This is a genomic window from Amycolatopsis sp. NPDC043887, assembly GCF_056435665.1.
In genome coordinates this window covers 268,525-292,791 of record NZ_JBWKEB010000002.1, presented here as the reverse complement: position 1 = coordinate 292,791, position 24,267 = coordinate 268,525, and the positions used below count along the sequence as shown (strand labels likewise).

Below are 24,267 nucleotides of genomic sequence, written 5' to 3'. Positions count from 1 at the left end.
ATGGCCACGATCCGCCCCGCGACCGTCGAGGACGCCTGGCCTATCGCCGAAGTGAACGTGCGATCGTGGCAGGCGGCGTATCAGGGCCTGTTGCCCGAGCTTTACCTGCGCGATCTTTCCGTCGAGGGCAGGGCCGCCCGCTGGCAGCGGACCCTCGCCGATCCCGTCAACCGGGGCGACATCCTGGTCCTGGTCGAAGACGGATCGCTCCTCGGCTTCACCGCCGTCGACCGGATCCGCGGCGAACTGCGCGCGATCTACCTCGACCCGGAGCGCTGGGGCACGGGACTGGGCAAGCTGCTGCTTGACACCGCAGTTGCCGCGTTGCGGGAATCGGGGCACCGCGAGGCGACGCTCTGGGTGCTCGACACCAACAAGCGTGCCCGGCGTTTGTACGCGGCAGGGGGATGGGTTCCGGACGGGGCGACCAAGACCGACACCATGCCCGGCGAGGACGTCCCGCTTTCCGAAGTGCGTTACCGGATCGACCTCGTCAGCGCCTGAACCAGGCGCTTTCCTCGGGTTTGGTGAGGACGACGATGACGCCGACGGCGATGCCCATCCCGATCAGCTGGGTGATCGCCCCGCCGTTGACCAGGCTGACCAGCCCCATGACCACGACCAGCCCCTCCACGGCGATGACCGTCGGCCGCACCCATGGTGAACCGCGCGAAATCCTTACCGCACAAGCGATCAGGACGACGGCGATCACGAGACCGAGGAGCGCCAGCGCCAAGGCGAGGCCCGCCTCCTCGTTGCCGTGCTCGAGCTCGTTGACCGCGAGGACGGTCACGAGCACGCTCGCGAGGACGTTGAGGACCGCTTGCACCCAAAGGAAACCGCGGACGATCTTGAGCCTGCCCGGCATCTCCCGCGGCAGGTTCCGGACTTCCTCGGTCATGACGGTCCCCTCTCGTGGCACGGAGAGCCCAGTCTGGCCCGGGAAATTCTCGGCGCTGACGGTAAAACTGTCCTCAGCGCGTGACCAACCCCCTCCCGCATTCAGAGGACTAAATGCGGTCGTTGGCACCCCGAACTACCTCATTTAGTCCTCTGAATGCGGGAGGGGGACGAAGGCGCCGGACACGGCAGCGGCGGCCACGGCCCGTGCGATGACCCGCGCCTCCGCCACCGTGACGCTTTCCCGCGACAGGAAAAGCCGGTAGAAGATCGGTCCGCACACCGCCCGCACCAGCTCGTCGCCGTCCGTGCCGGAAGGGATCTCGCCCCGCGCGACGGCTCGCTCCGCGATCGGCGCCATGCGCAGGTGCCGGTCGGCGTAGAAGTCGTGCAGTGCCTCGGCCGCTTGCGGCGACTGGAACGCCGCCAGCACCGACGCCGTGGGCAGTTCCTTCAGCGCGGGCTCGGTGAAGTACCGCACGACCTCGGCGGCCACTTCGTACAGATCGTCTTCGAGCGAACCGGTGTCGGGCGCCGTCCAGTCGTCCTCCGCGCCCATCTGCAGCGCGGCACCGACGAGGCCGTCCGGCGAGGACCAGCGCCGGTACACCGTGGTCTTGTGCACCCCGGACCGCTCGGCGACCGCGTCCACGGTCAGTTCGCCGAACCCGCGTTCGGCCAGCAGGTCGAGGGTGGCGTGCAGCACGGCCTGGCGGGTGCGTTCGGTCCGGCCGCCGGGCCGCTGGGTACCGGAGGTTGCCAATTGCTACTCCTGTTGCGTTAGTGTGAGCAGTATGTCAGACCCAGCGAAGATCGCCGAACTCATCGGTGACGCGACGATCGTCGCCATCGGTGAGAACAACCACCACATCCACGAGTTCGGCGACCTGCGCAATCGTTTGCTCCAGCACCTCGTCGAGCAGCACGGCTTCCGGGTCGTGGCCTTCGAATCCGGCTTCGCCGAGGGCAAGCTCGTCGAAGACTGGCTGAACGGCGCCCCGGGCGACGTCGCCGACATCGGCCGCGACGGCTTCACCTTCTCGCTCGGGGAATCGCCTGAGGCCCACGAAATGCTCACGTGGCTCCGCGAACGGGGCGACGTCCGGTACTACGGCCTCGACGTGCCGAGTTCCGCGGGCTCGCCGTTGCCGTCGCTCGACGCGGTCCGCGCGTACCTGTCCACTGTGGACGACGCCGCGGTGAGCCTGGTCGACGCGGCGATCGAGGCGACCAAGGGGTACGCGTCGGTCAGCAGCGCGGAGGCGCCCGCCAAGTACGCCGCGCTCGACGACGCGGCCAAGGACAAGGCGACCGCGGCGCTCACCCGGCTCAAAACGCACCTGACCTCGTTGCGTCCCGTCTACGGGGACACGGCCGTCGCGGAGCACCACGTCGAAGGCGCATTACGCGTCGACGCGTACCTCGCCGAGGTCGCTGCGATGATGTCCGGCGACGCGCCTGCCCTGCAGAGCGGTTCGCGTGACGCGTACATGGCGGAGACCGTCCGGCTGATCAGGCGGCTGCACGGCGACGACACGAAGATCGTCGTGATGCTCCACAACGGACACCTCCAGCGCGTCCCGTTCTCGCCGTTCCCCGGCCTCACCTCACCTTCGGCCGGCACGCATCTGGCGGCCGAGTTCGGCGACGACTACTTCGCGCTGGGCCTCACCGCGGTCGAGGGTGAGACCACCGGGCTCAAGCCCGATCCGGCCGCGCGGCTCGGTTTCACCGTGTACCGCCAAGAACTGGACGCACCGGCCGAAGGCAGCGTCGAAGCCGAAGGCCCCGGGCTCGTGGACCTCCGCGCACGACGGGGAACCGCGGGACCCCAGAGCATCCGGCACGCGCATCTGTTCAACCCCGTCGACGTCGCCGACGCCTTCGACGCGCTGGTCTGCTTCCCGAAATCGACGGTCAGCGGCCATATCGGGCAAGACCAGTCGAACGGGTGACATTCCGGGGTTGCCGCCCCCCGGTGGACAGGCGTAGAGCCAAGGCATGATCATTCGACTGGTACGGGTCATGGCCGCGCTGGCGCTCCTGGTGCTGGTGGCGCCGCCAGCCTCCGCGACGGAAGTCCAGCAGAACCCGCCGAACTGGGGGCTGGACCGGATCGACCAGCGAACGGGTCTCGACCAGCGCTACCACTACGAGACCGACGCGAAGGACGTCACGGTCTACGTGATCGACAGCGGGGTCGACGCGGCGCATCCGGACTTCGGCGGCCGGGTGAAGCCCGGTAAGGACTTCCTCGACGGCGGCACGGACACCACCGACACCAATGGTCACGGCACGTACCTGGCCGGTGTCGCCGCGTCGAGGACCTTCGGGGTCGCGAAGGGCGCGCAGATCGTCCCGGTCCGGGTGATCGACGCACAGGGCGGCGGCGCGACGGACAAGATCATCGCGGGTATCGACTGGGTGACGCGGAACGCGCAGCAGCCCGCCGTCGCCGTCCTCGGTATCGGCGGCACGGCCAACGACCAGCTCGACGCCGCCGTCCGCGCGCTCGCGGCGGTCGTCCCGGTCGCCCTCCCGGCGGGCGGCGAGGCCACCGACGCGGGAAAGTTCTCCCCCGGACGGGTCACCGAGGCGCTCACCGTCGGATCGACCGACGCCAGTGACCAGGTCGGGTCGACGTCGAACCACGGCGAGGTCGTCGACCTGTTCGCACCCGGCGTGGACGTGCCGGGACCCAACGCCGGGGGCAGCGGCGGCAGGGTGCTCAGCGGCACGTCGTCGGCCGCCGCGCACGTCGCCGGGGTGGCCGCGCTGTACCGGTCCCTGCATCCCGCGGTCTCCGCGCCGGACGTCGCGAAGGCGCTCGTGGACCTCGCCGCGGTCGACGTGCTGACCGGTGTCCACGAGGGCACCGCGAACCGGCTGCTCCAGAGTCCGGGTGTGCAACTCAGGCGGGGATGATGTCCATCACCTGGGCAACGACTCCCGTCCTGCGGGACCGAACAGGTAACGTGCCTCACCTACCGATCCGATGATGGGAAGGACCGGCATGTTCCGCAAGGTACTGGTCGCCAACCGGGGTGAGATCGCCATCCGCGCGTTCCGCGCCGGATTCGAGCTCGGCGCGGGCACGGTGGCTGTGTTCCCGCACGAAGACCGCAATTCGCTCCACCGGCTGAAGGCCGACGAGGCCTATGAGATCGGCGAACCCGGTCACCCGGTGCGGGCCTATCTGTCGGTCGAGGAGATCGTCGCGGCCGCCAAGAAGGCGGGCGCGGACGCCGTTTACCCCGGCTACGGCTTCCTCTCCGAGAACCCGGACCTCGCGCGCGCGTGCGAGGACGAAGGCATCACCTTCGTCGGACCGAGCGCGGACATCCTCGAACTGACCGGTAACAAGGCCCGCGCGGTCAAGGCCGCGCGCGAGGCCGGGGTGCCGGTGCTGGGTTCTTCCGAACCCTCCTCCGACGTCGACGCGCTGATCGCCGCCGCCGAGGAGATCGGCTTCCCGGTCTTCGTGAAGGCCGTCGCCGGTGGTGGCGGACGCGGTATGCGCCGCGTCCAGGAGCCCGCGCAGCTGCGCGAGTCCATCGAGGCCGCCGCGCGTGAGGCCGAGTCGGCCTTCGGCGACCCGACGGTGTTCATCGAGAAGGCCGTCGTCGAGCCGCGCCACATCGAGGTCCAGATCCTCGCCGACGGCGCGGGCAACGTGATCCACCTCTTCGAACGCGACTGCTCGGTCCAGCGGCGGCACCAGAAGGTCGTCGAGCTGGCCCCCGCGCCGAACCTGCCGTCCGAACTGCGGGACCGGATCTGCTCCGACGCGGTGAAGTTCGCCCGCCAGATCGGTTATCGCAACGCCGGCACCGTCGAGTTCCTGCTCGACCGGGACGGCAACCACGTCTTCATCGAGATGAACCCGCGCATCCAGGTCGAGCACACGGTGACCGAAGAGGTCACCGACGTCGACCTCGTCCAGTCGCAGCTGCGCATCGCCTCCGGCGAGACGCTCGACGACCTGGGGCTGTCGCAGGACAAGGTGTACCTGCGCGGCGCCGCCCTGCAGTGCCGCATCACCACCGAGGATCCCGCCAACGGCTTCCGCCCGGACACCGGGATGATCAGCGCGTACCGCTCGCCCGGTGGCTCCGGTATCCGTCTCGACGGCGGGACGGCGTTCTCCGGCACCGAGATCAGCGCGCACTTCGACTCGCTGCTGGTGAAGCTCACCTGCCGCGGCCGCGACTTCAAGACCGCCGTCGGCCGCGCCCGCCGCGCCGTCGCCGAGTTCCGGATCCGCGGTGTGGCCACGAACATCCCGTTCCTGCAGGCCGTGCTCGACGACCCGGACTTCCGCGAAGGCCGCGTCACGACGTCGTTCATCGAGGAGCGCCCGCATCTGCTCACCGCGCGCCATTCGGCCGACCGCGGGACCAGGCTGCTGACCTACCTCGCCGACAAGACGGTCAACAAACCGCACGGCGAGCGTCCGCGCACCCTCGACCCGCAGGTCAAGCTGCCGAAGGTGCCCAAGGGGCTCGAACCGGCGCCCGGCTCGAAGCAGAAGCTCACCGAACTGGGCCCGGACGGTTTCGCCCGCTGGCTGCGGGAGTCGCCGACCATCGGCGTCACCGACACCACCTTCCGTGACGCGCACCAGTCGCTGCTCGCCACCCGGGTGCGGACGAAGGACCTCCTCGCGGTCGCGCCGGTGGTCGCTCGGACCACGCCGCAGCTGCTTTCGCTGGAATGCTGGGGCGGCGCGACCTACGACGTCGCGCTGAGGTTCCTGGCGGAGGACCCGTGGGAGCGGCTGGCGAAGCTGCGGGAAGCGGTGCCGAACATCTGCCTGCAGATGCTGCTGCGAGGCCGCAACACCGTCGGGTACACGCCGTACCCCACCGAGGTGACCAACGCCTTCGTCGAGGAGGCGACGGCGACCGGCATCGACATCTTCCGGATCTTCGACGCGCTCAACGACGTCGAGCAGATGCGCCCGGCGATCGAAGCCGTCCGCGAGACCGGCACCGCCGTCGCCGAGGTGGCGCTCTGCTACACCTCGGACCTGTCGGACCCGGCGGAGAAGCTGTACACGCTGGACTACTACCTCAAGCTGGCGGAGCAGATCGTCGGCGCGGGGGCGCACGTCCTGGCCATCAAGGACATGGCGGGCCTGCTGCGGGCGCCGGCGGCGGCGCGGCTGGTTTCCGCGCTGCGCAAGGAGTTCGACCTCCCCGTGCACATCCACACGCACGACACCGCGGGTGGCCAGCTGGCGACGTACCTGGCCGCGATCCAGGCCGGGGCGGACGCCGTCGACGGTGCCGTCGCGTCCATGGCGGGCACGACGTCGCAGCCGTCGCTTTCCGCGCTCGTCGCGGCCACCGACCACTCGGACCGGCCGACCGGGCTCGACCTGCAGGCGATCGGTGACCTGGAGCCGTACTGGGAGAGCGTGCGCAAGATCTACGCGCCGTTCGAGGCGGGGCTCTCCTCGCCGACCGGGCGGGTGTACCACCACGAGATCCCGGGCGGTCAGCTGTCGAACCTGCGCACCCAGGCGATTTCGCTCGGTCTCGGGGAGCGGTTCGAGGACATCGAGGCGATGTACGCGGCCGCGGACAAGATCCTCGGCCACCTGGTCAAGGTCACGCCTTCGTCCAAAGTGGTCGGTGACCTCGCGCTGCACCTCGTAGGCGCGGGTGTCTCGCCGTCCGACTTCGAGGCGGAGCCGAACAAGTTCGACATCCCCGACTCGGTGATCGGCTTCCTGCGCGGCGAACTGGGCGACCCGCCCGGGGGCTGGCCGGAGCCGTTCCGCACGAAGGCACTCGAAGGCCGCGCGCGGCCGAAGCCGGTGCAGGAACTGTCCGAAGAGGACCGCAAGGGGCTGGCCGAGAACCGGCGCGCGACGCTGAACCGGCTGCTGTTCCCCGGGCCCACGAAGGACTTCGAGGCGCACCGCGAGCAGTACGGTGACACCTCCGTCCTGCCGTCCAAGGACTTCTTCTACGGCCTGCGGCCGGGCGAGGAGTACTCGGTCGACCTCGAACAGGGTGTCCGGCTGCTGATCGAACTGGAGGCCATCGGCGAGGCCGACGAGCGCGGGCTGCGCACGGTGATGTCCACGCTCAACGGCCAGCTGCGCCCGATCCAGGTCCGCGACACCTCGATCGCGTCGGACATCCCGGCGACCGAGAAGGCCGACAAGGGCGACCCGAAGCAGATCGCCGCGCCGTTCGCGGGCGTGGTCACGTTGCAGGTGTCCGAGGGCGACGAGGTCGAGGCCGGTGCGACGGTCGCGACCATCGAGGCGATGAAGATGGAGGCGTCGATCACCGCGGCGAGCGGCGGCAAGGTGTCGCGGCGCGCGATCAACGCCGTCCAGCAGGTGGAAGGCGGGGACCTGCTCCTCGTCCTGGAGTGACCTAATCCGGAGTGCCGTGAAGGCCTCCTTCACTACCTTCAGGGTAGGGAAGGAGGCCTTCACGGACTTGCGGCCGCCGCTAGCCTGGACCGGGTGCTGATCAACGCCGTACCCCAGTTCCAGGGCGCTCTGACCGAACGCGCGCCGGAGTTGCCCGAAGGTTGCGTCGCGCTCGCCGAGCTCGCGGGCCACGTGCTGGGCGTGCCGGTGCACCACATCCGGCAGACCCGCGAGACGTCGCCCGCGGTCGACGGCATCGCCAACCGCGCGGTGCTCACCGGCGCGAACCGCGCCGCACAGCTCGCCGCCCTCGAAGCACCGGGCGGCCCGGTGCTCACCATCGGCGGGGACTGCGGCGTCGAGCTGATCCCGATCGGGGTCGCGCGCTACCGCTTCGGGCCGGGGCTCGGCGTCGCCTGGTTCGACGCGCATTCCGACCTCAACACCGCGGAGACGTCGCCATCCGGCGCGTTCCACGGCATGGTGCTGCGGTCGCTGCTCGGCGAGGGCGACCCGGAGTTCGCCGCGAACCCGCCGGTCGAACCCGGACGCGTCGTCCTCGCGGGGACGAGGGCCTTCGACGACGCCGAGCGGGCCGTGGTCGACCGCGGGCTCGTCGTCGAGACGGCCGACGTCGCCGCCGGGCTGGCCGGCGCGGACAAGGTCTACGTCCATCTCGATCTCGACGTGCTCGACCCGGCGGAGTTCGACGGGCTGAACTATCCGGAGCCCGGTGGCTTGACGATCGAGCGCCTGGTGGCGATGCTTCGCGGGCTGAGCGGGTTCGAGGTCGTGGGCGCGGGGATCACCGAATGCGCCGGCACCGAGGTCCGCGTGCTGGAGCCCGTGCTCGAAGTACTCGGGGAATTGCTCACCGGAAAGCAGTGACGCTCCGTATTCATCGGCCGTTCGTACGTACCGCGCGAGGCGTTTGCCGGGCACTTGTCATCAAAATTCAGGGATGACCCGTGATTTTGTCACGATGATGACAAGAAATCGGTTTCTTCTGCGAAAGGTGACACATTCACGAGCGACTCCGCGATGTGTTCGTTGTCACCCCACGACGATCGTGGGAGGTCGGGACGCTGGGCGGAGCAAAGGAGCTGCGATGTCGGTGGAGCGCGGAATCGAACACGCTGCGCAGCCCCCTGCGGCACTTCCCCGTAAGCTCGCCGACATTTTGCGACCGGAACTGGGCAGTCTCGCCAACGAGATCGTCGACGAGATCCGGGCGACCATCCCCGCGTACGCGCGCCCGCTCGACGGGCCGTACGGGAAGTCGATCCGCGCGGGCGTCGAGTACGCGATCACGTTGTTCGTCGCCCAGATCGCGGATCCGAGCGTCTCCAAGGAACAGTCGCACGAGGTCCACCACCGCCTCGGGCAGAACGAGATGCGGGAGGGCCGGAGCCTCGACACCCTCCAGTCGGCGTACCGGGTCGGCGCCAGGGTTTCATGGCGGCGCATCATGCGGGTCGGCCGCCGCAGCGGTCTCTCGTCCGCGGTCATGTCGCAACTGGCCGACGCGATGCTCGCGTTCATGGACGAACTCGCGTCCGTCGCGCTGGACGGATACCTCGAAGCGAAGGCGCGCACCGCGGGGGCGCTGGACACCTGGCGCCGCAAACTGCTGCACCTGGTGCTGGAAACCCCGCCCGCGCCGTCGAAGGCGATCGCGGAACTCGCGCAGCTGACCGGCTGGACGGTGCCCGAGCGCGCGACGCCGGTGGTGCTGCACCCGATCGGCGAAACCGTCAGACCCCGGCGGCACAACGCCGTGGATTCGGACGTGCTCGCCGAACTCGACTGCGCTGAGCCGCGTGTGCTCGTCCCCGGCGAGATCTCCGTCGCCCGCCTGGCCACCCTGCAGGCCGCGCTGCCGGACTACCGGCTCTCGATCGGCCCGTGCCGCCCGCTGGACTCCGTCGCCGATTCCCTCCGCTGGGCGCGCGAGGCCCTGCACCTGTCCGAACGCGGCATCATCCAGGCCCGCCGGGTGATCCGCGCCGAAGAACACCTCGCCACCCTGCTCGTGAACGCGGACGCCGCGCTGACCTGCCAGCTGCGCGACCGCCTGTTCGCCCCGCTCGCGGAGATGACCGGGAAACAGCGGGAACGGCTGCTCGAAACCCTGCGAGCCTGGCTCGACAGCCAGGGCAACGTCGTCGACATCGCCGAGCGTCTCCAGGTCCACCCGCAGACCGTGCGCTACCGCATGCGGCAGTTGCAGGCGACGTTCGGCGAGCACCTGCGGGACCCGGGGGCACGGTTCGAGATGGAGCTCGCGCTGCGGGCCGGGGTCAGCCCTTCGGCGTCGGCGGGGTTCGCGCTGCCTGAGGTGCTTCCGGCGCCGCGGAAGAGTCCACAGTGGACGCCGAGTGGCTCGTAGCGACCTGGTTGCCGCCGGGGTGACCCCGGTGAGCCGCGCGCAGCTTCTCCGATTCGGAGGAGACCGGCGGCGTGACCGGCTGTCCCGCCGTCACCGGTGCGGCCTCGGCGATCCGGGCCGGGACCGTCAGGACGGCGGCCACGCTGAGGGCCGCGACGACGAAGGCCGTCCGTGCGCCGACGGGTCTCCGGATCCGGGCTCTCACAGCGTTTTCCATTGCTCGTAGCGCTCCTTTTCCGCGGAAGGGGGCAAGAGGTGGTCGATCCGCCTGAGCTGGCTGAGCAGGCTCAACCGTCCGACGATCGCGCGGGCTTCAGGTCCTGGCGACGGACCCGCCAGGAGTTCGCGTGCCGTTTCGACCGGCGGCGAGTCGTGCAGGAACTCGTGGAGGAGTCGCATCGGGTCGAGGAGAGCGATGTCCGTCCTGGGGCCGACGGCGAGGATCAGCGCAGCAGTCAGATGGAACCTGTTCGCCGTCGCGGATTGCCTGCTGTATCCGCCGTAGGGCATCAGCCAGGAAAAGAACGTCTCGGCGATCTCGGCGCAGTGCCGCAACCGATCGTCGGTGAGTTCCCGGCAGTGCTTGATGAACCCGCCCCGGAAGTCCTCGTCGATCAACGCCCAGGGCGTCTCCTCCAGCAGGTCGATCGGATTCGCCTTCGCCAGCCGCGTGGGATCGACGGCCGCCAGCCTGTCGGTCAGCTCCTCGAAGGTCATCCACCTGACCTCCGAGAACGTGGGCATAGCCGTCTGGTTTTCCTTCATGAGATGAAGTACCCCTTCGCTTCGAAGGCGTTCTTGCCGATCTGGTAGTAGCCGCGCTAACGCGAATCGCTCGGCGCCTCGACACTGCCCTCGTTGGTGCGGCGGCCGGGGCCGGCCATTCGCGACTTCGACGAACCCGGCTTCGCGGCGGCCTCCCTGGACGGCGCCGTCCGGGAGGGCGGCGTCGCTCGGCCGAGACACGTGGCACACTGGCCGAAGTGAACGGGCGGACGGCGCGCGTTCGCCGGATCGGTGGCCTCGCCGATCCTCAGCGGCGCGCCACAGGCGGATCCACATTGGGGCACTTGCGCTCCAGATCCCAGGGCAACCCGACCTGGTTGACTCCGACACAAGCCTGGTTCCCCGGCCCCGACGCCATCCCGCTCATCAGCGAGTCGAGATCCTCCTTCACACCGCAGCCCGAAAACGGGGGCAACGTGAAGTCCCGATAGGCGGGATCCGTCCACTTCGGATCGGTGCGCACGACGCCACCGGTGAACATCCCGTACTTCTCCCCGCGGAGATTGATCTTGATCGGCTCGGCGGTGAGGCAGTTGTCGCCGACGTCGAGGCCGACCCCGTTGATGGTGACCCCGCTCAGTTTCCCGTAGACCTTGAGCGGGGTGAGGACGGTCGAGCTGCCCTCCGGTTCCGGGATCGAAACGCCGTCGACGTCGATGATGTGATTGCCGGTCGCGTAGTCCTCCGGCAACAGCTCCATGGTCGCGGTGATCGGGACGAAGCCGAAACCGAGGAAGGTGATCGTGCTCGGCGGCATCATGACGGAGCCGGTGATCTTGCCGGGGCCTTCGGTGTTCTCCAGGTCGACGTGCCACACCGCGTTGACCATGAACGCGGGCTTCAGCCGGGCGAAGGCGCCGAGTTTCGTGATCGACGACGTGCCCTGCAGTTCGAACGGCTGCAACGCGATGGGGTAGAGGGCGTTGGCGTGGACGTCATCAGCGGCTCGCGCGTCGGCACCGGGCTTCTTCTGCTCACCGGGCTTGCCGGACTCCGGCTTGGGCTTCCCGAGCGGCAGGAGCGCGACACTGCCGAGCAGCGTGTTCTGGTCCGGCGCCTGGGTGCAGGTGATCGGTTTCAGCGGTGTCTCGGCGGCGGTCAGCGCGAGCGACGGCGCGCCCGTGCTCAGCCGCAGTTCGGACGGCACCTTCAGCAGGATGTCGGGGACGGTGCCCGTCGCGACCAGCTTCAGTTCGCCGGTGGCGGGCACCTTCGTCGCCGGGATCGTCAGGGAGACCGGGACCGGGGTCTTCTTGTCCCCGTTCGCGGCCGTGAGCTCGACGGTCGCACCGCCCGCGACCTCGGCGACGGCTCCGAGTGACCCTTCGCCGATGGTGAAGGTCAGCGAGAAGTCCTTGACCTGAACGGGTTTTCCGGTCTGGACGACCTTCGGCAGCGTCGCCTGGACGTCCATGGTGACCGGCCGTTCCCCGACTGGATCCGGGAAGACACAGGTGTTCGCGAGACTCTGGTGCGCGGACGTGGCGCCTTGCAGCGGTGCCGGCGGTGGTGTGGCCGGGTCGGTCGCGGCCGAAGAGGACAGTGCGCCGCTCACCCCCACGAGCAGGATGACGCCCGCCAGAACGGGAAACCTCCCGAGTGCCCGGCGAACCTGCTGCGTCATGGGTGTTCCTCTCGTGCCTTGCGCGGATGGAGACCGTGCGGGGCGGGCGTCCCCGCCCCGCACGGGTGGTTCATCAGGTGATCGGGATCGCCGGGCTGAACGCGCGGTTCTGTGCCGGGTTGGTGTTCTTCACGGTGCAGTTGAAGTTCCACGTCGTCCAGGTGCCGTCCTTCTTGTGGAAGTCCAGCGGAGCGTTGATCGTGGTGCCGAGCGAGGCGGTCGCCGAACCGGGAGCGCCGGCGGTGAACGTCGGGACACCGGTGCCCGCGCCCTGGACGATGTTGAACGACCGGGGGCCGGGCACGTACGGGTTGATCTGGGTCGGGACGTCCAGGTTCGTCACCGTCGCCGAAGTGGGCGTGGCGTTGGTGATGGTGATCGGCATGTTGGCCTTGCCGCGGACGCCGTCGTAGTTGGCGGCGTTGAGCAGCGCGTTGATGGTGGCGTTGATCGTCGCGGTCCCCGAGATGTTCGTCGGGGTGGCGGTGCCGCCCGAGGCGATCGACGTCGGGCCGTCGAACTGGGCCTTCACGTCCAGCTGCTGCTGGCCGATGCCGGGGAAGTTGCACATGTAGGCGACGGTGCCGGTGGCGTAGGTGGTCGCGGCGGCGGCCGTGCCGGCGGTGAGCACGGCGACCGCGCCCATCGCGACGGCGGTGGTGGCGACGCCGGCTGACAACTTGCCAAGTCTACGGGACATACCTGTCATCTCCTTTGATCCAGTTTACGTCTCGGGCGGCTTTCCCCATGCGCCTTTCGGCGGATTTTTCTGATCAAATATGCTCGACTCGAGCGGCTTTCTCGGTGGTGGGGTAAACCGAGGTTACCCGCGAGTTATGTACGTAACAAGGATTCATGTCGACATGTTTCGAAGTGGGCGATGGGCCCGTTCTTTCTTGTCAGCGCGCGCTGAATTCGATTATGAAGTTTGTCCGGGGATGACAAAGAGGCGGCCGATCGGTGGAACCGGGTTAACATTCCGCGCATGTCTTCCGAGAATCGACGATCGGGATCACGACGGGTAGCGGGCGTCGCGATTACCGTAATGATCGCAACGGTTTCCCTTTCCGGTACGGCAAGCGCCGCGCCGACCGGCGAAGCGCGGCCATGGGGGAGCAACGACTACGGACAGGGGACCATACCGGCCGCGGCGCTCGGCGCCAGTGCGGTCTCCGCGGGCGCGATCACCCACCTCGCGCTCAAGGGCGGCGGGGTGATCGCCTGGGGGAACGACAGCTACGGCCAGCTGGCCGTCCCGTCCGCGGCCACGTCCGGGGTCTCGGCGATCGCCGCCGGCTGGGCGCACGAACTCGCGCTGAAGAACGGCGGTGTTATCGCCTGGGGCAACGGTTTCTACGGTCAGAACGTGGTACCGGCGGCCGCGACGTCGGGGGTCACGGCGATCTCCACCAGCGCGTACTTCAATCTGGCGCTCAAAACGAACGGCAGCGTGCTGAGCTGGGGTTCGAGGACGGCCGTGCCCACGACGGTTTCGTCGGGGGTCACCGCGATCTCGGCGGGCGGCGATCACGGGCTGGCGCTCAAGAACGGCGGCGTCGTCGCCTGGGGGAGCAACGGGAAAGGCCAGATCACCGTGCCCGCGGCGGCCACGTCCGGGGTCTCGGCGGTCTCCGCCGGGTTCCGGCACAGCATCGCGCTGAAGAACGGCGGCGTCATCGCGTGGGGCGACAACTTCTACGGCCAGGCCACGGTTCCGCCGGAGGCGCAGTCCGGCGTCGTCGCCATCGACGCGGGGTTCAACCACAATGTCGCGCTGAAAGCCGACGGGAGCGTCTTCGCCTGGGGCAGCAACGTGAAGTCGGAAAGCCGTGACACCAGCACGGAACCGCCGACGGACTTCTGGAAGTTCTCCGGGGTCTGCGCTCCGGTCTACGCCGTTTCCGCAGGTGACAGCACCGGGGTCGCGCTGGTCGACCCGACGGCGCCGTATTTCTGCTGACGGTCCGTGAAGGCCTCCTTGCCTACCCTGAAGGTAGGGAAGGAGGCCTTCACGGACTGCAGGCCCCGACGGGTGTCAGGACAGGTTGGACTTCATGCTCAGGTCGATCGTGTTGCCGGGACCGGAGATCAACGCCCCCAGCGCGAGGTCGTTGATGAAGCAGTCCTTGAACTCGGGGATGGTGAACGTCCCCGAAGACGGGATGGTCGGCGCGAACAGGTCGACGTTCTTCGACACCAGGGTCAGGTCGAGCGGTTTGACGGTCTTGCAGGCGTTCGGCACCGTCGGGAGCGGGATGACCGGCCAGAACAGGCCGACCACGATGTTGTCGATCAGCATGTTCGCCTGAGAGTGGGTGGTCAGGTCGCCGTTGGCGAGCGTGCCGGTGACCGGGCCGGTCGGCTCGATCCGCACACGGGCCTTGATCTTGAAGACACCCGAGACCAGCGAGATGTTCGCCGTCGAGGGCGGCAGGGAAAGGTTTCCGCGGATGCCGACGTTGTCACCGTCGATGACCAGGGCGCCGTCGAGCTGGCCGGGGCCGAGATCGAGGGTGCCGCCGGTCTTCTTCACCGTGGTCTTCCCGGTGACGGTGTAGGACACCGGGATCTCCACCGGATCGTCCGCGAGGGCGGGGGTCGCGGCGAGGCTGCCCGCCACGGCGAGCGCGGACGTGAGCGCGACGACCGTGCCGAGACGGCGACGGGCTGATTTAGGGCGCGTTCGACCGAACATGGGATTCTCCTCGTTTTCTCTCCTGGTTTACAAAGCGGACGAATGAGGGATCACCGGGGGACGAGATCGGTGATGACCCAGTTGTCGCCTTCACGTTCCGCGGTGATCGAAAGCTGCGCCGCGGCCGCTGTCGAAGAATTGTTGTCGGCCCGGGTGGCCGCTTGATCGAGGAATACCAGCAACTTCGCTTTACCGTCGCCGAGTTCCTGGACGGCGGATGAGGAGACGCGGGTGGTGAGAACGAGTTTCTGCGCCGGAGCCTTTTCCCTGACCTGGGCGAACAACTGGTTGTAGGACTCCAGCGCCTTGCCTCTGAGCACCGACGCGGCCGCCTTTTCGGTGGCGTCGGTCCGGTCGTAGGAATAGGAGAAGATCTTGTCGAGCGCCACGGTCACCGCGGAGTTCACCTCGGCGGTCGCGCCGACGTCGGTGAGCGCGGTGTTGGCCGCCGACGGCGCCGCCGAGATCGACTTCGCCTCCAGCGTGAACCACACCCCGGCCGCGACCAGCACGGCCGCCGCCACCAGCAGGATCAGCGGCAGCTTCGACCGGCGTGATGGCGTCTCGGTGACCTCTTCTTCGACGACCTCGGTTTCGGTGTCGGCCGTGGCGGTCATCGCGCACCCACCGGCAGCTGGTCGAGCGCGCTGAGCTTCCAGCCCTCGTCCGTCCTGGTCAGCCCGGCGGCGAACCGGTTGCGCTTCGTCGTCGGCGCCGCGCCCTCCTTCGCCATCGTGATCTCCACCGACGCCAGCATCTTGGCCGTTCCCGCGTGGTCGTCCAGTTCGCTGATCGCCGCGTCGAGCACCTTGCCCGTCGAGACGGTCGCGTCCTGGGTGAGCGTCCGTTTCGTCGCGTCGTCGGCCTTGCCCAGCTGCTCGCGCAGCGGGCCGGTGGACGCGGCGAGCCAGTCGGCGATGCCCTGGTCGACGCGGTGGTGGTCGAGGCTCGTGAGCCGGGCGACGAGTTCACGCCCGGACTTCAGCGCTTCGTCGCGCGAGTTGCCGTAGGACACGGCCTCGGAACCCGTCGCGGTGAACCAGGTGTACCCGGCCCATCCCGCGAACGCGCAGGCCGCGGCGAACACGGCGATCGCGATCTTCAGTTGCGCAGCCACAACATCTCCTCGAGGCTGGTGGACGTCGGCTGGCCGTCGGCGCCGAAGCCGCCGGGGATCGCGGCGGGCGGGACGCCGCCCTTCGGCGCGTTCTGCGAGCCTCGGACCGAACTCGCGTTGCCCTTTTCGAGCGTGCACGCGGCACCGGTGTTGAACGGCAGCGCCGAGAGTTCCGCGCTGCTGCGGACCTTCGTGCCCCCGTAGCCCTTGGCGCACGGCATCGGGTCGAAGAACGTCAGGACCAGCCCGATCTTCCCGGACTGCTCGTCGACGGCGGCGTCGACCGCGGACACCGCCTTCGGGGTGTTGATCAGGAGCTGCCGGAGGCCGTCAGTGCGGGCGGAGAACACGTGCGAGGTGGTGAGCAGGTTCGCCAGCAGGATCGGCAGGCCCGGTTCGTTGTCCCGCAGCAGCCCGGAGAGCTGGGTCGCCGCGTCGGGCGCCGTCGCGATCAGCCGCCGCAGGTCACCGTCCGAACGGGACAGTTGCTCGGCGAACTGCTTGGCGTTGCCGCTGAACTGCCGCCACGCCTGCGACGAGTCGACTTGCGTCTTCAGCACGGTCGAGCCGTCGGTGATCAGCTTCTCCGTCTGCGGCAGGTGGTTCGCGGCCTGTTTGGTGAAGTCGGTGGTGGAGTCCAGCAGCACCTGCAGGTTCGCGCCGGAACCGCGCAGGGCGTTGTCGAGTTCGTCGACCACGGTTCGCAGGTCCTCGGTCGGCACGGACGCGGTCAGCGAGTCGAGGTCGGTCAGCAGATGCTGCACCGGCAGTGGAACGGCCGTCGCCTCACGCGGGATGACCGAACCTTCGGCGAGGTACGGCCCGTCGCCGGTCCGCGGCTGGAGGTCGACGAACTGCTCGCCCACCGCGGACCGGTTCGCCACGACCGCCCGCGAGTTCGCGGGGATCGGGGGCGCGTCGTCGTCGATCACCAGGTCCGCTTCCATGCCACCGTCGGTGAGCCGCAGTTCGCCGACCCGGCCGACGGCGACGCCCCGATAGGTCACCTCGCCGTTGGTGAACAGGCCCCCGCCGTCGGTCAGCGAAAGCTTCACGGTGTACCCGCCCGCCCCGAAGAGCCGGCCGAGGCCCGCGTAACTGGCCCCGACGAACGCCGTCGTCGCCAGCGCGAGGATGACGAACGCGATCACCTGGATCCGGACACGGGTGGTGAGCATCAGCTACCTCCGGAGGACGGCAGCGGCAAGGTCGGGAGCCCCGGCGGAACCCCTTCGCCAGGGGGCGGGAGTTCGACACCCGGCGCGGGGATCACCGAGGCGTACACGTTCAGGTAATCGCCCTTGATGCCGTCGCGGACGGCGTCGGTGAACGGGAACGTCGGCAGGATCTCCAGCGACTTGGGCAGGCTCTCGCCGGCGTCGGCCAGCCGCTTGAGGATCGGCGCGAGCGCGGTGAGGTCCGCGACGAGATCTGCCCGGCTCTTCTTGATCACGTCGACACCGACGCCGGAGAGCCGGTCCAGTGACTGCAGCATCGAGACGAGCTGGGTGCGCTGGTCGGAAAGGCTCTGGAGGCCGGGGGTGAGATCGGTGAGCGCGCCCTCGACCTGCTTCTTCCGGTTCGCCAGCGTCGTGGAGAGCCGGTTGAGCCCGTCGAGCGCGGAGGTGATGTCGGAGCGGTGCGTGTCCAGGTTGGACACCAGCTGTTCCACAGTGGACAAGAACGAGCGGATCTCCTCCTCGTTGCCGTCCATCACCTTCGACAACTCCCGGTTGATGGTCTGCAACTGGCCGATCCCGCCGCCGTTGAGCAGCAGCGACAGCGCGCCGAAGATCTCCTCGAACTCCGGGTTGCGGTTCGTGCTCGCGACCGGGATCACCGCGCCCTCGCCCAGCCTGCCCTCGGCCTTCGCCGCGCTCGGGGCCAGTTCGATGAACTTCTCGCCGAGCAGGCTGGACTGGCGCAGCCGCGCGATGGCGTTGGCGGGCAGGTGGACGTCGCCGTTGACCGCAAGGACGGTCTCGGCCGTCCAGCCGTCTTCACCGAGCTTGATGGTCTCGACCCGGCCGACCGGGACGTCGCCGACCTTCACCGCGGCCTGGGGGACCAGGTCGAGGACGTCGGCGAACTGCACGGTCACCCGGTACGGATGGTCGCCGATGTCCGCGCCGCCGGGGAGCGGCAGGTCGTAGACGCCCTTGAAATCCGAGGAACAGGCGGTGAGCGCGACACAGCACGCGGCGAGCGCGGCGATCTTCCGTTTCGCGGCCATCAGCGCCCCCCGGTGTAGGTGTCGCCGGTGACCGGCAGCGGGAGCGGGAGGTATTCGAGCATGTTGCCGCGGCTCTGCAGCTTGCCGGTCTTCGGGTCGACGGCTTCGAGCACGTTCGTCACCGCAAGCGGGATCGTGTCGAGGGTTTCGGCCAGCGCGGCGCGCTTGTCGACCAGTGTCCCGGTTGTCACCGCGAGCTTGTCCACATTGGACTTGATCAGCGCGCGGTTGTCCTTGATGAACTGCTGGATCTCCGCCAGCGCGCCGCCGAGACCGTTGAGCGCGCGGGCGAGCTCGTCCTTGTTCCGGGCGAGCGTGCCGGTCACCGAGGCGAGCTGCTTGTTGACCTCGCTGACGTTCCGGTCGTTGGTGGCCAGCATCGAGGTGAACCGCTGCAGTTCGTCGACGGTGGCGAACAGGTTCTGCGAGTTCCCGGAGAGGGTCCTGGCGAGGTCGGCGAAGTTGCGCACCGACTCGTTGAACGGCTTGCCGTTGCCCTGGAGGTTCTTCGCGCCGGTGCGCAGGAGTTCCGAAAGCGCGCCGTCGGCGTTCGCGCCGTTGGGGCCGAGGGCCTTGGCGAGGGTGTCGAGGCTGGAGTAGAGCTGGTCGAGTTCCACCGGCGTTCCGGTGCGCTCGACCGGGATCACCGCGCCGTTGTCCAGCCGGTTCCCGGCGCGGGTGAGCTTGGTGAACTGGACGTAGCGGTCGGCCACCACGCTCGGCGCCACGACCAGGACGTTCGTATCGGCGGCGATCGGGGTCGACCCGTCGACGGTCAGGACGACCTTCACCCGTTCCCCTTCCGGGTCCACCGATTCGACCTGGCCGACGCGGACGCCGAGCACCCGCACGTCCGATCCGCTGTAGACGCCGACGGCGCGCGAGAAGTACACGGTGACGCGGTCGAGCCCGGTGCCGGAGAAGATCCACCAGAGCCCGCCGACGACGGCCAGCGCGAGCACGAGCGCGAGGGTGACGAATCTGCTGATCACCGGCCACCTCCCGGGATCGGCGGGGTGCAGGGATCCCGGTTCTCCGGGATGAGCCCGCACAGGTAGCCGTCCACCCAGCGTCCGTTGCCGAGCGAGTTGTTCACCACGCGGAAGTACGGCGCGGCGAGTTCGAGGCTCTTGGCGAGATTGTCGTTCTGCCGCTGCAGGATGTCGGTCACCTCTCCGAGCTGGCTGAGCGCTCCGCCGAGCTGGTCCTTGTTGTCCTTCACCAGTCCCGAAAGCTGGACGGCGAGGTCCTGCGAACCGGTCAGCAGGTCGTGGATCGCCTGCCGCCGGTTGTCCAGTTCGGTCAGCAGCAGGTTGCCGTCCGAAAGGAGTTTGGCGAAGTCGTCGTTCGAGTTCGCGAGCGTGGTGGTGAGGCCGTGCGCGTTGGACAGCAGGCTGGCGAGCTCGTTGTCCCTGGAGGACACGGTCTTCGACAGCGATGTCAGCCCTTCGAGCGCCTTCTTGATGTGCGCGGGCGAGTTCTTGAACGTGTCGCTGAGTGTCGTGAAGCTCTCCGCGAGCTGATCGGTGTCGATGGCGCCCGCGGTGTCGGCCAGCCCGTTGAACGCCTCGGTGACGTCGTACGGTGTCACGGTCCTGGTGCGCGGGATGACCTGCTTCGGGTTCTGCACCGACTCGCCGGTCGGGCGCAGGGCGAGGAACTTCCTGCCCAGCAGGGTCTTGATCTTGATCTCGGCGGCGGTCCTGTCGCCGATCCAGGCGTCCTTGACCCGGAAGCTGACCACGACGTGATCTTCGGCGAGCCGGACGTCGCTCACCTCGCCGACCTTGATCCCGGCGATGCGGACTTCGTCGTCCGCCTGCAACCCGGCGGCTTCGGAGAATTCGGCCTGATAGGTGGTTCCGGAGCCGATGATCGGGAGGTTCTCGTAGTTGAGCGTCGCGGTCAGCAGCGCGGCCGCGACGGCGCTGCCGACGAGACCGATGACGATCGGGTTCCGCTCCTTGAAGGGTTTCACGACGTGCACCTCTCCGCCGTCGCCGGGACCCCGCGCGGAGGCTTGGTCTGCAGGACGGCCGAGCACAGGTAGAAGTTCATCCAGGATCCGTAGGAGCCGATCCGCCCCAGGTCGTTCAGCTTCCCCGGGAGAACGGTGAGGAAGCGGTCGACCTCGGCCTTGCCGGTCTCCGTCGTCAGCTGACCGGCGAGCAGGCCCAGCCCTTCGATGCTGTCCTTGAGCGGTTTCCTGCCCTGTTCGAGCAGACCGGCCGTGGCGGTGGTGAGATCCGCCAGCCCGGAGACGGCTTCCCCGATCTCGGTGCGGTCACCGGCGAGCCCCGCCACCAGCTCCTTCAGCGTGGAGACCAAAGTGGACAGTGCGTCGCCCTTGCCGTTGATGCTCTTCAGCACCGTGTCCAGGTTCATGATCACGTCGCCGATCACCTTGTCGCGGCCGGCGAGCGTGGTGGTCAGCGAACCGGTGTGCGCAAGCAGGCTTTCCACCGTGCCGCCTTCACCCTGCAGCACCTGGACGATCTCGCCGGAGAGCTGGTTGACGTCCTTGGGCGACAACGCCTGGAACAGCGGTTTGAAGCCGTTGAACAGCTCCGTGAGATCCAGCGCGGGCGTCGTGCGCTCCAGGGGGATCTCCGCGCCGGGCTCCAGTAGCTCGCGCGTGCCCTTGCCGCGTTCGAGCGCGATGTAACGCTGGCCGACCATGTTGCGGTACTTGATCACCGCGGTCACGTCGGCGGGCAGCGTGCGCTGGGAGTCGAGGGAGAACCGGACGCGGGCCAGGCTGTGGTCGGCGATCTCGAGTTCCTCGATCTGGCCGACGCGGACCCCGGAGATCCGGACGTCGTCGCCGACGTTAAGCGACGTCGCGTCGAGGAACTTGGCGCTGTAGGTCTTCGTGTCACCGAGGCCGGTGTTCGTGATGGACACGGCCAGCAGCACCGTGGCCAGCGTCGTGACGACGACGAAGATCAGCCCCTTGATCAGCGGGCTCACGAAGTTCCTCATCGCAGGGTCACCTCCGTGCCCCGGTAGAGCGGGCCGACGAGCACGCTGCCCCAGGCGGGGACCTGGTTGGCCGGGACGCCGATCGAGGGGGCGACCAGCGTGGAGATCAGTTCCCGTTCCTGCGGCGAGTTCGCCAGGCCGAGGTCGCCCTGCGCGCCGAGCGTCGGAACGGTGTCGATCGCTTCGATCCCTTGGCTCATCAGGCCGTTCGACGGGTAGCAGCGCGGTTCACCGGTGGCGTCGTAGACCGGATCGTCCTTGCCGGGAACGTATTTGGCCCGGGGCTGGCTGACGGTGATCTCCGCGTGCAGGCCGGGTTCGTCCGTGCCGGCGCCCAGCACCTTGTCCATCTGCGGCTTCAGTTTGGCGAGCGCGTCCAGCGTGCAGGCGAAACTGGGCGAGTACTTCGCGGCGACCTCCAGTGGTGCGCGGCTGTCGGCGGCGAGCGCGATGATGTTGGCGCGGTTGTTGGCGAGGAACGTCGTGACCTGCTGGGAGGACGACGTCACCTGCTGGTACACCGACGCCAGTTCGGCACGTTTCTCCTCGACCGTGTCGAGCGTGACGGCCGAGGCGCTCAGCGCGTCGAGCAGATCCGGCGCGATGTCGCCGTACAGCTTGGAAACTTCCGCGAGGTCACGGATGTTGTCGTTCAGCTTCGGCAGGTTCGGGTTGAAGTCCTTCAGGTAGGCGGCCGCGGTGGCGAGCGTGTCGCCGATCTGGTCGCCGCGGCCTTCCAGCGCGGTGCCGACGGTGGTCAGCGTGGTCGCGAGCTTCTGCGGCTGGACCGCCTTGAGCAGGGGCAGCAGATTGTCGAAGACCCGCTCCAGCTCGATCGCGTTGGCCGACCGGTCCTGCGTGATCACGTCGCCGGAGGCGAGCGGTCCCGCCGTCGAACCGTCCGGAATGGACAGTTGCACGTACCGCTCACCGAACAGCGTCTTCGGCACGAGCAGCGCGGACACGTTCTTGGGCAGTTTCGAGACCTTGCCGGGTTCCATGGCCAGGTCGATCTCCGCGCCGCCCGGCGTCGCGCGGACGTCACGGATCTCGCCGACCACCACGCCGCGGGCCTTGACCTGCCCGCCCGTGCGCAACTGGTTGCCGACGCGGTCCGCCTGCAGCGTCACCGGCACGGATTCGACGAAATCCTTCCGGTAGATCTTGATCGACAGCAGCACGAGGGCGGACATCACCACGAGGAACAGCACCCCGGCCGTCCTGACCCCGGCTTTGCGCAGCCCGCGCCGGCTCATCCGGCCACCTGCACCGTCGTGGTCGCGCCCCAGATCGCGAGGCTGAGGAAGAAGTCCAGCACGCTGACCGCCACGATCGCCGTCCGCACGCCGCGGCCGACGGCGACGCCGACGCCCGCCGGCCCGCCACTCGCGCGGAAGCCGTAGTAACAGTGGGCGAGCACGATCACGACGCTGAACACCAGTACCTTGCCGAACGACCAGAGCACGTCGCCCGGTGGCAGGAACAGCAGGAAGTAGTGGTCGTAGGTGCCCGCGGACTGGCCGTAGAACCAGACGGTGATCTGGCGTGACGCGAGATACGAGGTCAGCAGGCCGATCGCGTACAACGGGATGACCGCGAGGAAACCCGCGATGATCCGGGTGGTCACCAGGTACGGGACGCTGGGGATGCCCATCACTTCCAGCGCGTCGATCTCCTCGGAGATCCGCATGGCGCCCAGTTGCGCGGTGAAACCGCAGCCGACGGTGGCCGACAACGCCAGCCCGGCCACGAGCGGCGCGATCTCGCGGGTGTTGAAGTACGCGGAGACGAACCCGGCGAACGCCGACGTGCCGACCTGGTTGAGCGCCGAGTAACCCTGGAGCCCGACGACCGTGCCGGTGAACACGGTCATCCCGATCATCACGCCGATCGTGCCGCCGATGACCGCGAGCGCGCCGCTGCCGAAGCTGACTTCGGCCAGCAGGCGGGTGATCTCGCGGAGGTAGCGGCGCACCGCGCGTGGCACCCAGGCGAGTGCCTTGAGGAAAAAGAGGATCTGGTCGCCGAGCGTGTCCAGGAACCCGAACCGGCGATCGACCGCCTCGCGGACCCGCGTCGCGCGGGTGGGTGTCGTCGTGACCATCAGCTGCCCTTCGCCGGGACGAGCTGCAGGTAAAGCGTCGTCAGCACGAGGTTCAACAGGAACAGGAGCAGGAACGTGATGACCACGGATTGGTTCACCGCGTCACCGACGCCTTTCGGGCCGCCTTTCGGATTGAGTCCGCGATAAGACGCGACGATCGCCGCGACGAAACCGAAGATGACCGCCTTGATCTCGCTGATCCAGAGGTCCGGAAGCTGCGCGAGAGCGGAGAAACTGGCCAGATACGCACCCGGTGTCCCGTTCTGCATGATGACGTTGAAGAAATAGCCGCCGAGGACGCCGACCACGCTGACCATTCCGTTGAGGAATGCGGCGACCCCCATCGCGGCGAGCACCCGCGGCACGATCAGGCGCTGGATGGGGGAGACCCCGAGCACCTCCATCGCGTCGATCTCCTCGCGGATCGTGCGGGAGCCGAGGTCCGCGCACATCGCCGAGCCGCCGGCACCCGCGATCAGCAACGCGGTCACGATCGGGCTGGCCTGCTGGATGATCGCCAGCACACTGGCCGCGCCGGTGAAGGACTGCGCGCCGATCTGCGCGGTCAGCGAACCGATGTGCAGCGCGATCACCGCGCCGAACGGGATCGCGACCAGCGCCGTCGGCAGGATCGACACACTCGCGATGAACCAGAACTGCTGGATCAGCTCGCGCGCCTGGAACGGCCGCCGGAAGGTCAGGCGGACGACGTCGAGGCCGAGTGAGTAGAGCCTGCCGGTCTCCCGGATCGCACCCGCGCCGGGGAATGAGGGTGCGTTAGTCCGGACGCCCACGCCGACCCTCCCGTTTTCCGGGCACGGCGAATACACCCCAGCTTGCGCAATTCCTTTGCTCCGAATGGCGGAACGGAATCGTTGAACAGTATCAACGGGGTGTTACCGTGCTGTTTGCTACTGGTCGGTACGCTAATCACGCGCCTGCCTGGTGACAAGAACTTCGGTGTGATCAAGACGTCACGTCCTGGTAACCGGAGAATTCTTGTTCCTTTTTGACAAAGGCGGGCTCGGGCCTTGTCCGTTCTTTCG

General features: G+C 68.4%; 23 protein-coding genes. 7 read left to right on the top strand and 16 right to left on the bottom strand.

Annotation, left to right across the window (positions count from 1 at the left end):
- Entirely contained in the window at positions 1-504 is a 504-nt protein-coding gene (locus tag AC069H_RS06510) for an N-acetyltransferase family protein (RefSeq protein ID WP_478231580.1), read from the top strand.
- On the opposite strand, the gene AC069H_RS06505 is transcribed toward AC069H_RS06510, so the two are convergent.
- Both AC069H_RS06505 and AC069H_RS06500 read right to left on the bottom strand, forming a co-directional pair.
- Entirely contained in the window at positions 494-901 is a 408-nt protein-coding gene (locus AC069H_RS06505; protein WP_478231579.1) for a hypothetical protein, read from the bottom strand. The genes AC069H_RS06510 and AC069H_RS06505 overlap by 11 nt on opposite strands.
- A 144-nt stretch (positions 902-1,045) precedes the next feature.
- Entirely contained in the window at positions 1,046-1,663 is a 618-nt protein-coding gene (locus AC069H_RS06500) for a TetR/AcrR family transcriptional regulator (protein ID WP_478231578.1), read from the bottom strand.
- Between the two features lie 31 nt (positions 1,664-1,694).
- Between AC069H_RS06500 and AC069H_RS06495 the strand changes: the two genes are divergently transcribed.
- The 5 genes from AC069H_RS06495 (at position 1,695) to AC069H_RS06475 (ending at position 9,680) form a co-directional block, all read left to right on the top strand.
- Positions 1,695-2,855, top strand: coding sequence for an erythromycin esterase family protein (locus AC069H_RS06495; protein ID WP_478231577.1), 1,161 nt, complete (start codon positions 1,695-1,697; stop codon positions 2,853-2,855).
- A 70-nt stretch (positions 2,856-2,925) separates the two neighbouring features.
- Positions 2,926-3,825: a S8 family peptidase gene (locus tag AC069H_RS06490; protein WP_478231935.1), complete on the top strand. Its 900-nt coding sequence runs from the start codon at positions 2,926-2,928 to the stop codon at positions 3,823-3,825.
- An 88-nt stretch (positions 3,826-3,913) separates the two neighbouring features.
- Positions 3,914-7,291, top strand: a complete 3,378-nt coding sequence (locus AC069H_RS06485) for a pyruvate carboxylase (RefSeq protein WP_478231576.1) — start codon at positions 3,914-3,916, stop codon at positions 7,289-7,291.
- 93 nt (positions 7,292-7,384) lie between these two features.
- Positions 7,385-8,179, top strand: a complete 795-nt coding sequence (locus AC069H_RS06480; protein WP_478225743.1) for an arginase family protein — start codon at positions 7,385-7,387, stop codon at positions 8,177-8,179.
- 220 nt (positions 8,180-8,399) lie between these two features.
- Positions 8,400-9,680 carry a PucR family transcriptional regulator gene (locus tag AC069H_RS06475; RefSeq protein WP_478225742.1) on the top strand — a complete coding sequence of 427 codons (1,281 nt, stop codon included), beginning with the start codon at positions 8,400-8,402 and terminating at the stop codon, positions 9,678-9,680.
- A 201-nt stretch (positions 9,681-9,881) separates the two neighbouring features.
- On the opposite strand, the gene AC069H_RS06470 is transcribed toward AC069H_RS06475, so the two are convergent.
- From AC069H_RS06470 to AC069H_RS06460, 3 genes are all read right to left on the bottom strand, one after another.
- The gene (locus AC069H_RS06470) at positions 9,882-10,397 is read right to left on the bottom strand and encodes a hypothetical protein (protein ID WP_478225741.1); all 516 of its coding nucleotides are present in this window, start codon (positions 10,395-10,397) and stop codon (positions 9,882-9,884) included.
- A gap of 316 nt (positions 10,398-10,713) precedes the next feature.
- Positions 10,714-12,090 (bottom strand): DUF6801 domain-containing protein, encoded by a 1,377-nt coding sequence (locus AC069H_RS06465; protein WP_478225740.1) that lies wholly within the window; start codon positions 12,088-12,090, stop codon positions 10,714-10,716.
- Positions 12,091-12,163: 73 nt separating this feature from the next.
- Positions 12,164-12,769, bottom strand: coding sequence for a DUF6801 domain-containing protein (locus AC069H_RS06460; protein WP_478225739.1), 606 nt, complete (start codon positions 12,767-12,769; stop codon positions 12,164-12,166).
- A gap of 366 nt (positions 12,770-13,135) precedes the next feature.
- On the opposite strand from AC069H_RS06460, the gene AC069H_RS06455 reads away from it, so the two are divergent.
- Positions 13,136-14,050, top strand: a complete 915-nt coding sequence (locus AC069H_RS06455; RefSeq protein ID WP_340683386.1) for an RCC1 domain-containing protein — start codon at positions 13,136-13,138, stop codon at positions 14,048-14,050.
- A 75-nt stretch (positions 14,051-14,125) separates the two neighbouring features.
- On the opposite strand, the gene AC069H_RS06450 is transcribed toward AC069H_RS06455, so the two are convergent.
- Genes AC069H_RS06450 through AC069H_RS06400 form a run of 11 tightly spaced genes read right to left on the bottom strand, consistent with a single transcriptional unit; the run spans position 14,126 to position 24,015 of the window.
- Positions 14,126-14,785 carry a hypothetical protein gene (locus AC069H_RS06450; RefSeq protein ID WP_478225738.1) on the bottom strand — a complete coding sequence of 220 codons (660 nt, stop codon included), beginning with the start codon at positions 14,783-14,785 and terminating at the stop codon, positions 14,126-14,128.
- 50 nt (positions 14,786-14,835) lie between these two features.
- Entirely contained in the window at positions 14,836-15,402 is a 567-nt protein-coding gene (locus AC069H_RS06445) for a hypothetical protein (protein WP_478225736.1), read from the bottom strand.
- Positions 15,399-15,902: a hypothetical protein gene (locus AC069H_RS06440; protein WP_340683383.1), complete on the bottom strand. Its 504-nt coding sequence runs from the start codon at positions 15,900-15,902 to the stop codon at positions 15,399-15,401. The genes AC069H_RS06445 and AC069H_RS06440 overlap by 4 nt, the downstream gene beginning before the upstream one ends.
- Positions 15,887-17,080: an MCE family protein gene (locus tag AC069H_RS06435; RefSeq protein WP_478231575.1), complete on the bottom strand. Its 1,194-nt coding sequence runs from the start codon at positions 17,078-17,080 to the stop codon at positions 15,887-15,889. Before AC069H_RS06435 ends, AC069H_RS06440 begins: the two co-directional genes overlap by 16 nt.
- Positions 17,080-18,135 (bottom strand): MCE family protein, encoded by a 1,056-nt coding sequence (locus AC069H_RS06430; protein ID WP_478225734.1) that lies wholly within the window; start codon positions 18,133-18,135, stop codon positions 17,080-17,082. The genes AC069H_RS06435 and AC069H_RS06430 overlap by 1 nt, the downstream gene beginning before the upstream one ends.
- On the bottom strand, positions 18,135-19,127 hold the full coding sequence (locus AC069H_RS06425; RefSeq protein ID WP_478231574.1) for an MCE family protein: 993 nt from the start codon (positions 19,125-19,127) through the stop codon (positions 18,135-18,137). Before AC069H_RS06425 ends, AC069H_RS06430 begins: the two co-directional genes overlap by 1 nt.
- Entirely contained in the window at positions 19,124-20,113 is a 990-nt protein-coding gene (locus AC069H_RS06420; protein ID WP_478231573.1) for an MCE family protein, read from the bottom strand. The genes AC069H_RS06425 and AC069H_RS06420 overlap by 4 nt, the downstream gene beginning before the upstream one ends.
- The gene (locus AC069H_RS06415) at positions 20,110-21,117 is read right to left on the bottom strand and encodes an MCE family protein (RefSeq protein WP_478231572.1); all 1,008 of its coding nucleotides are present in this window, start codon (positions 21,115-21,117) and stop codon (positions 20,110-20,112) included. The genes AC069H_RS06420 and AC069H_RS06415 overlap by 4 nt, the downstream gene beginning before the upstream one ends.
- Positions 21,114-22,373, bottom strand: a complete 1,260-nt coding sequence (locus AC069H_RS06410; protein WP_478231571.1) for an MCE family protein — start codon at positions 22,371-22,373, stop codon at positions 21,114-21,116. The genes AC069H_RS06415 and AC069H_RS06410 overlap by 4 nt, the downstream gene beginning before the upstream one ends.
- Positions 22,370-23,221, bottom strand: coding sequence for an MlaE family ABC transporter permease (locus AC069H_RS06405; protein WP_038509575.1), 852 nt, complete (start codon positions 23,219-23,221; stop codon positions 22,370-22,372). Before AC069H_RS06405 ends, AC069H_RS06410 begins: the two co-directional genes overlap by 4 nt.
- Positions 23,221-24,015 (bottom strand): MlaE family ABC transporter permease, encoded by a 795-nt coding sequence (locus AC069H_RS06400; RefSeq protein ID WP_020630757.1) that lies wholly within the window; start codon positions 24,013-24,015, stop codon positions 23,221-23,223. The genes AC069H_RS06405 and AC069H_RS06400 overlap by 1 nt, the downstream gene beginning before the upstream one ends.
- Between the last annotated feature and the right edge of the window lie 252 nt (positions 24,016-24,267).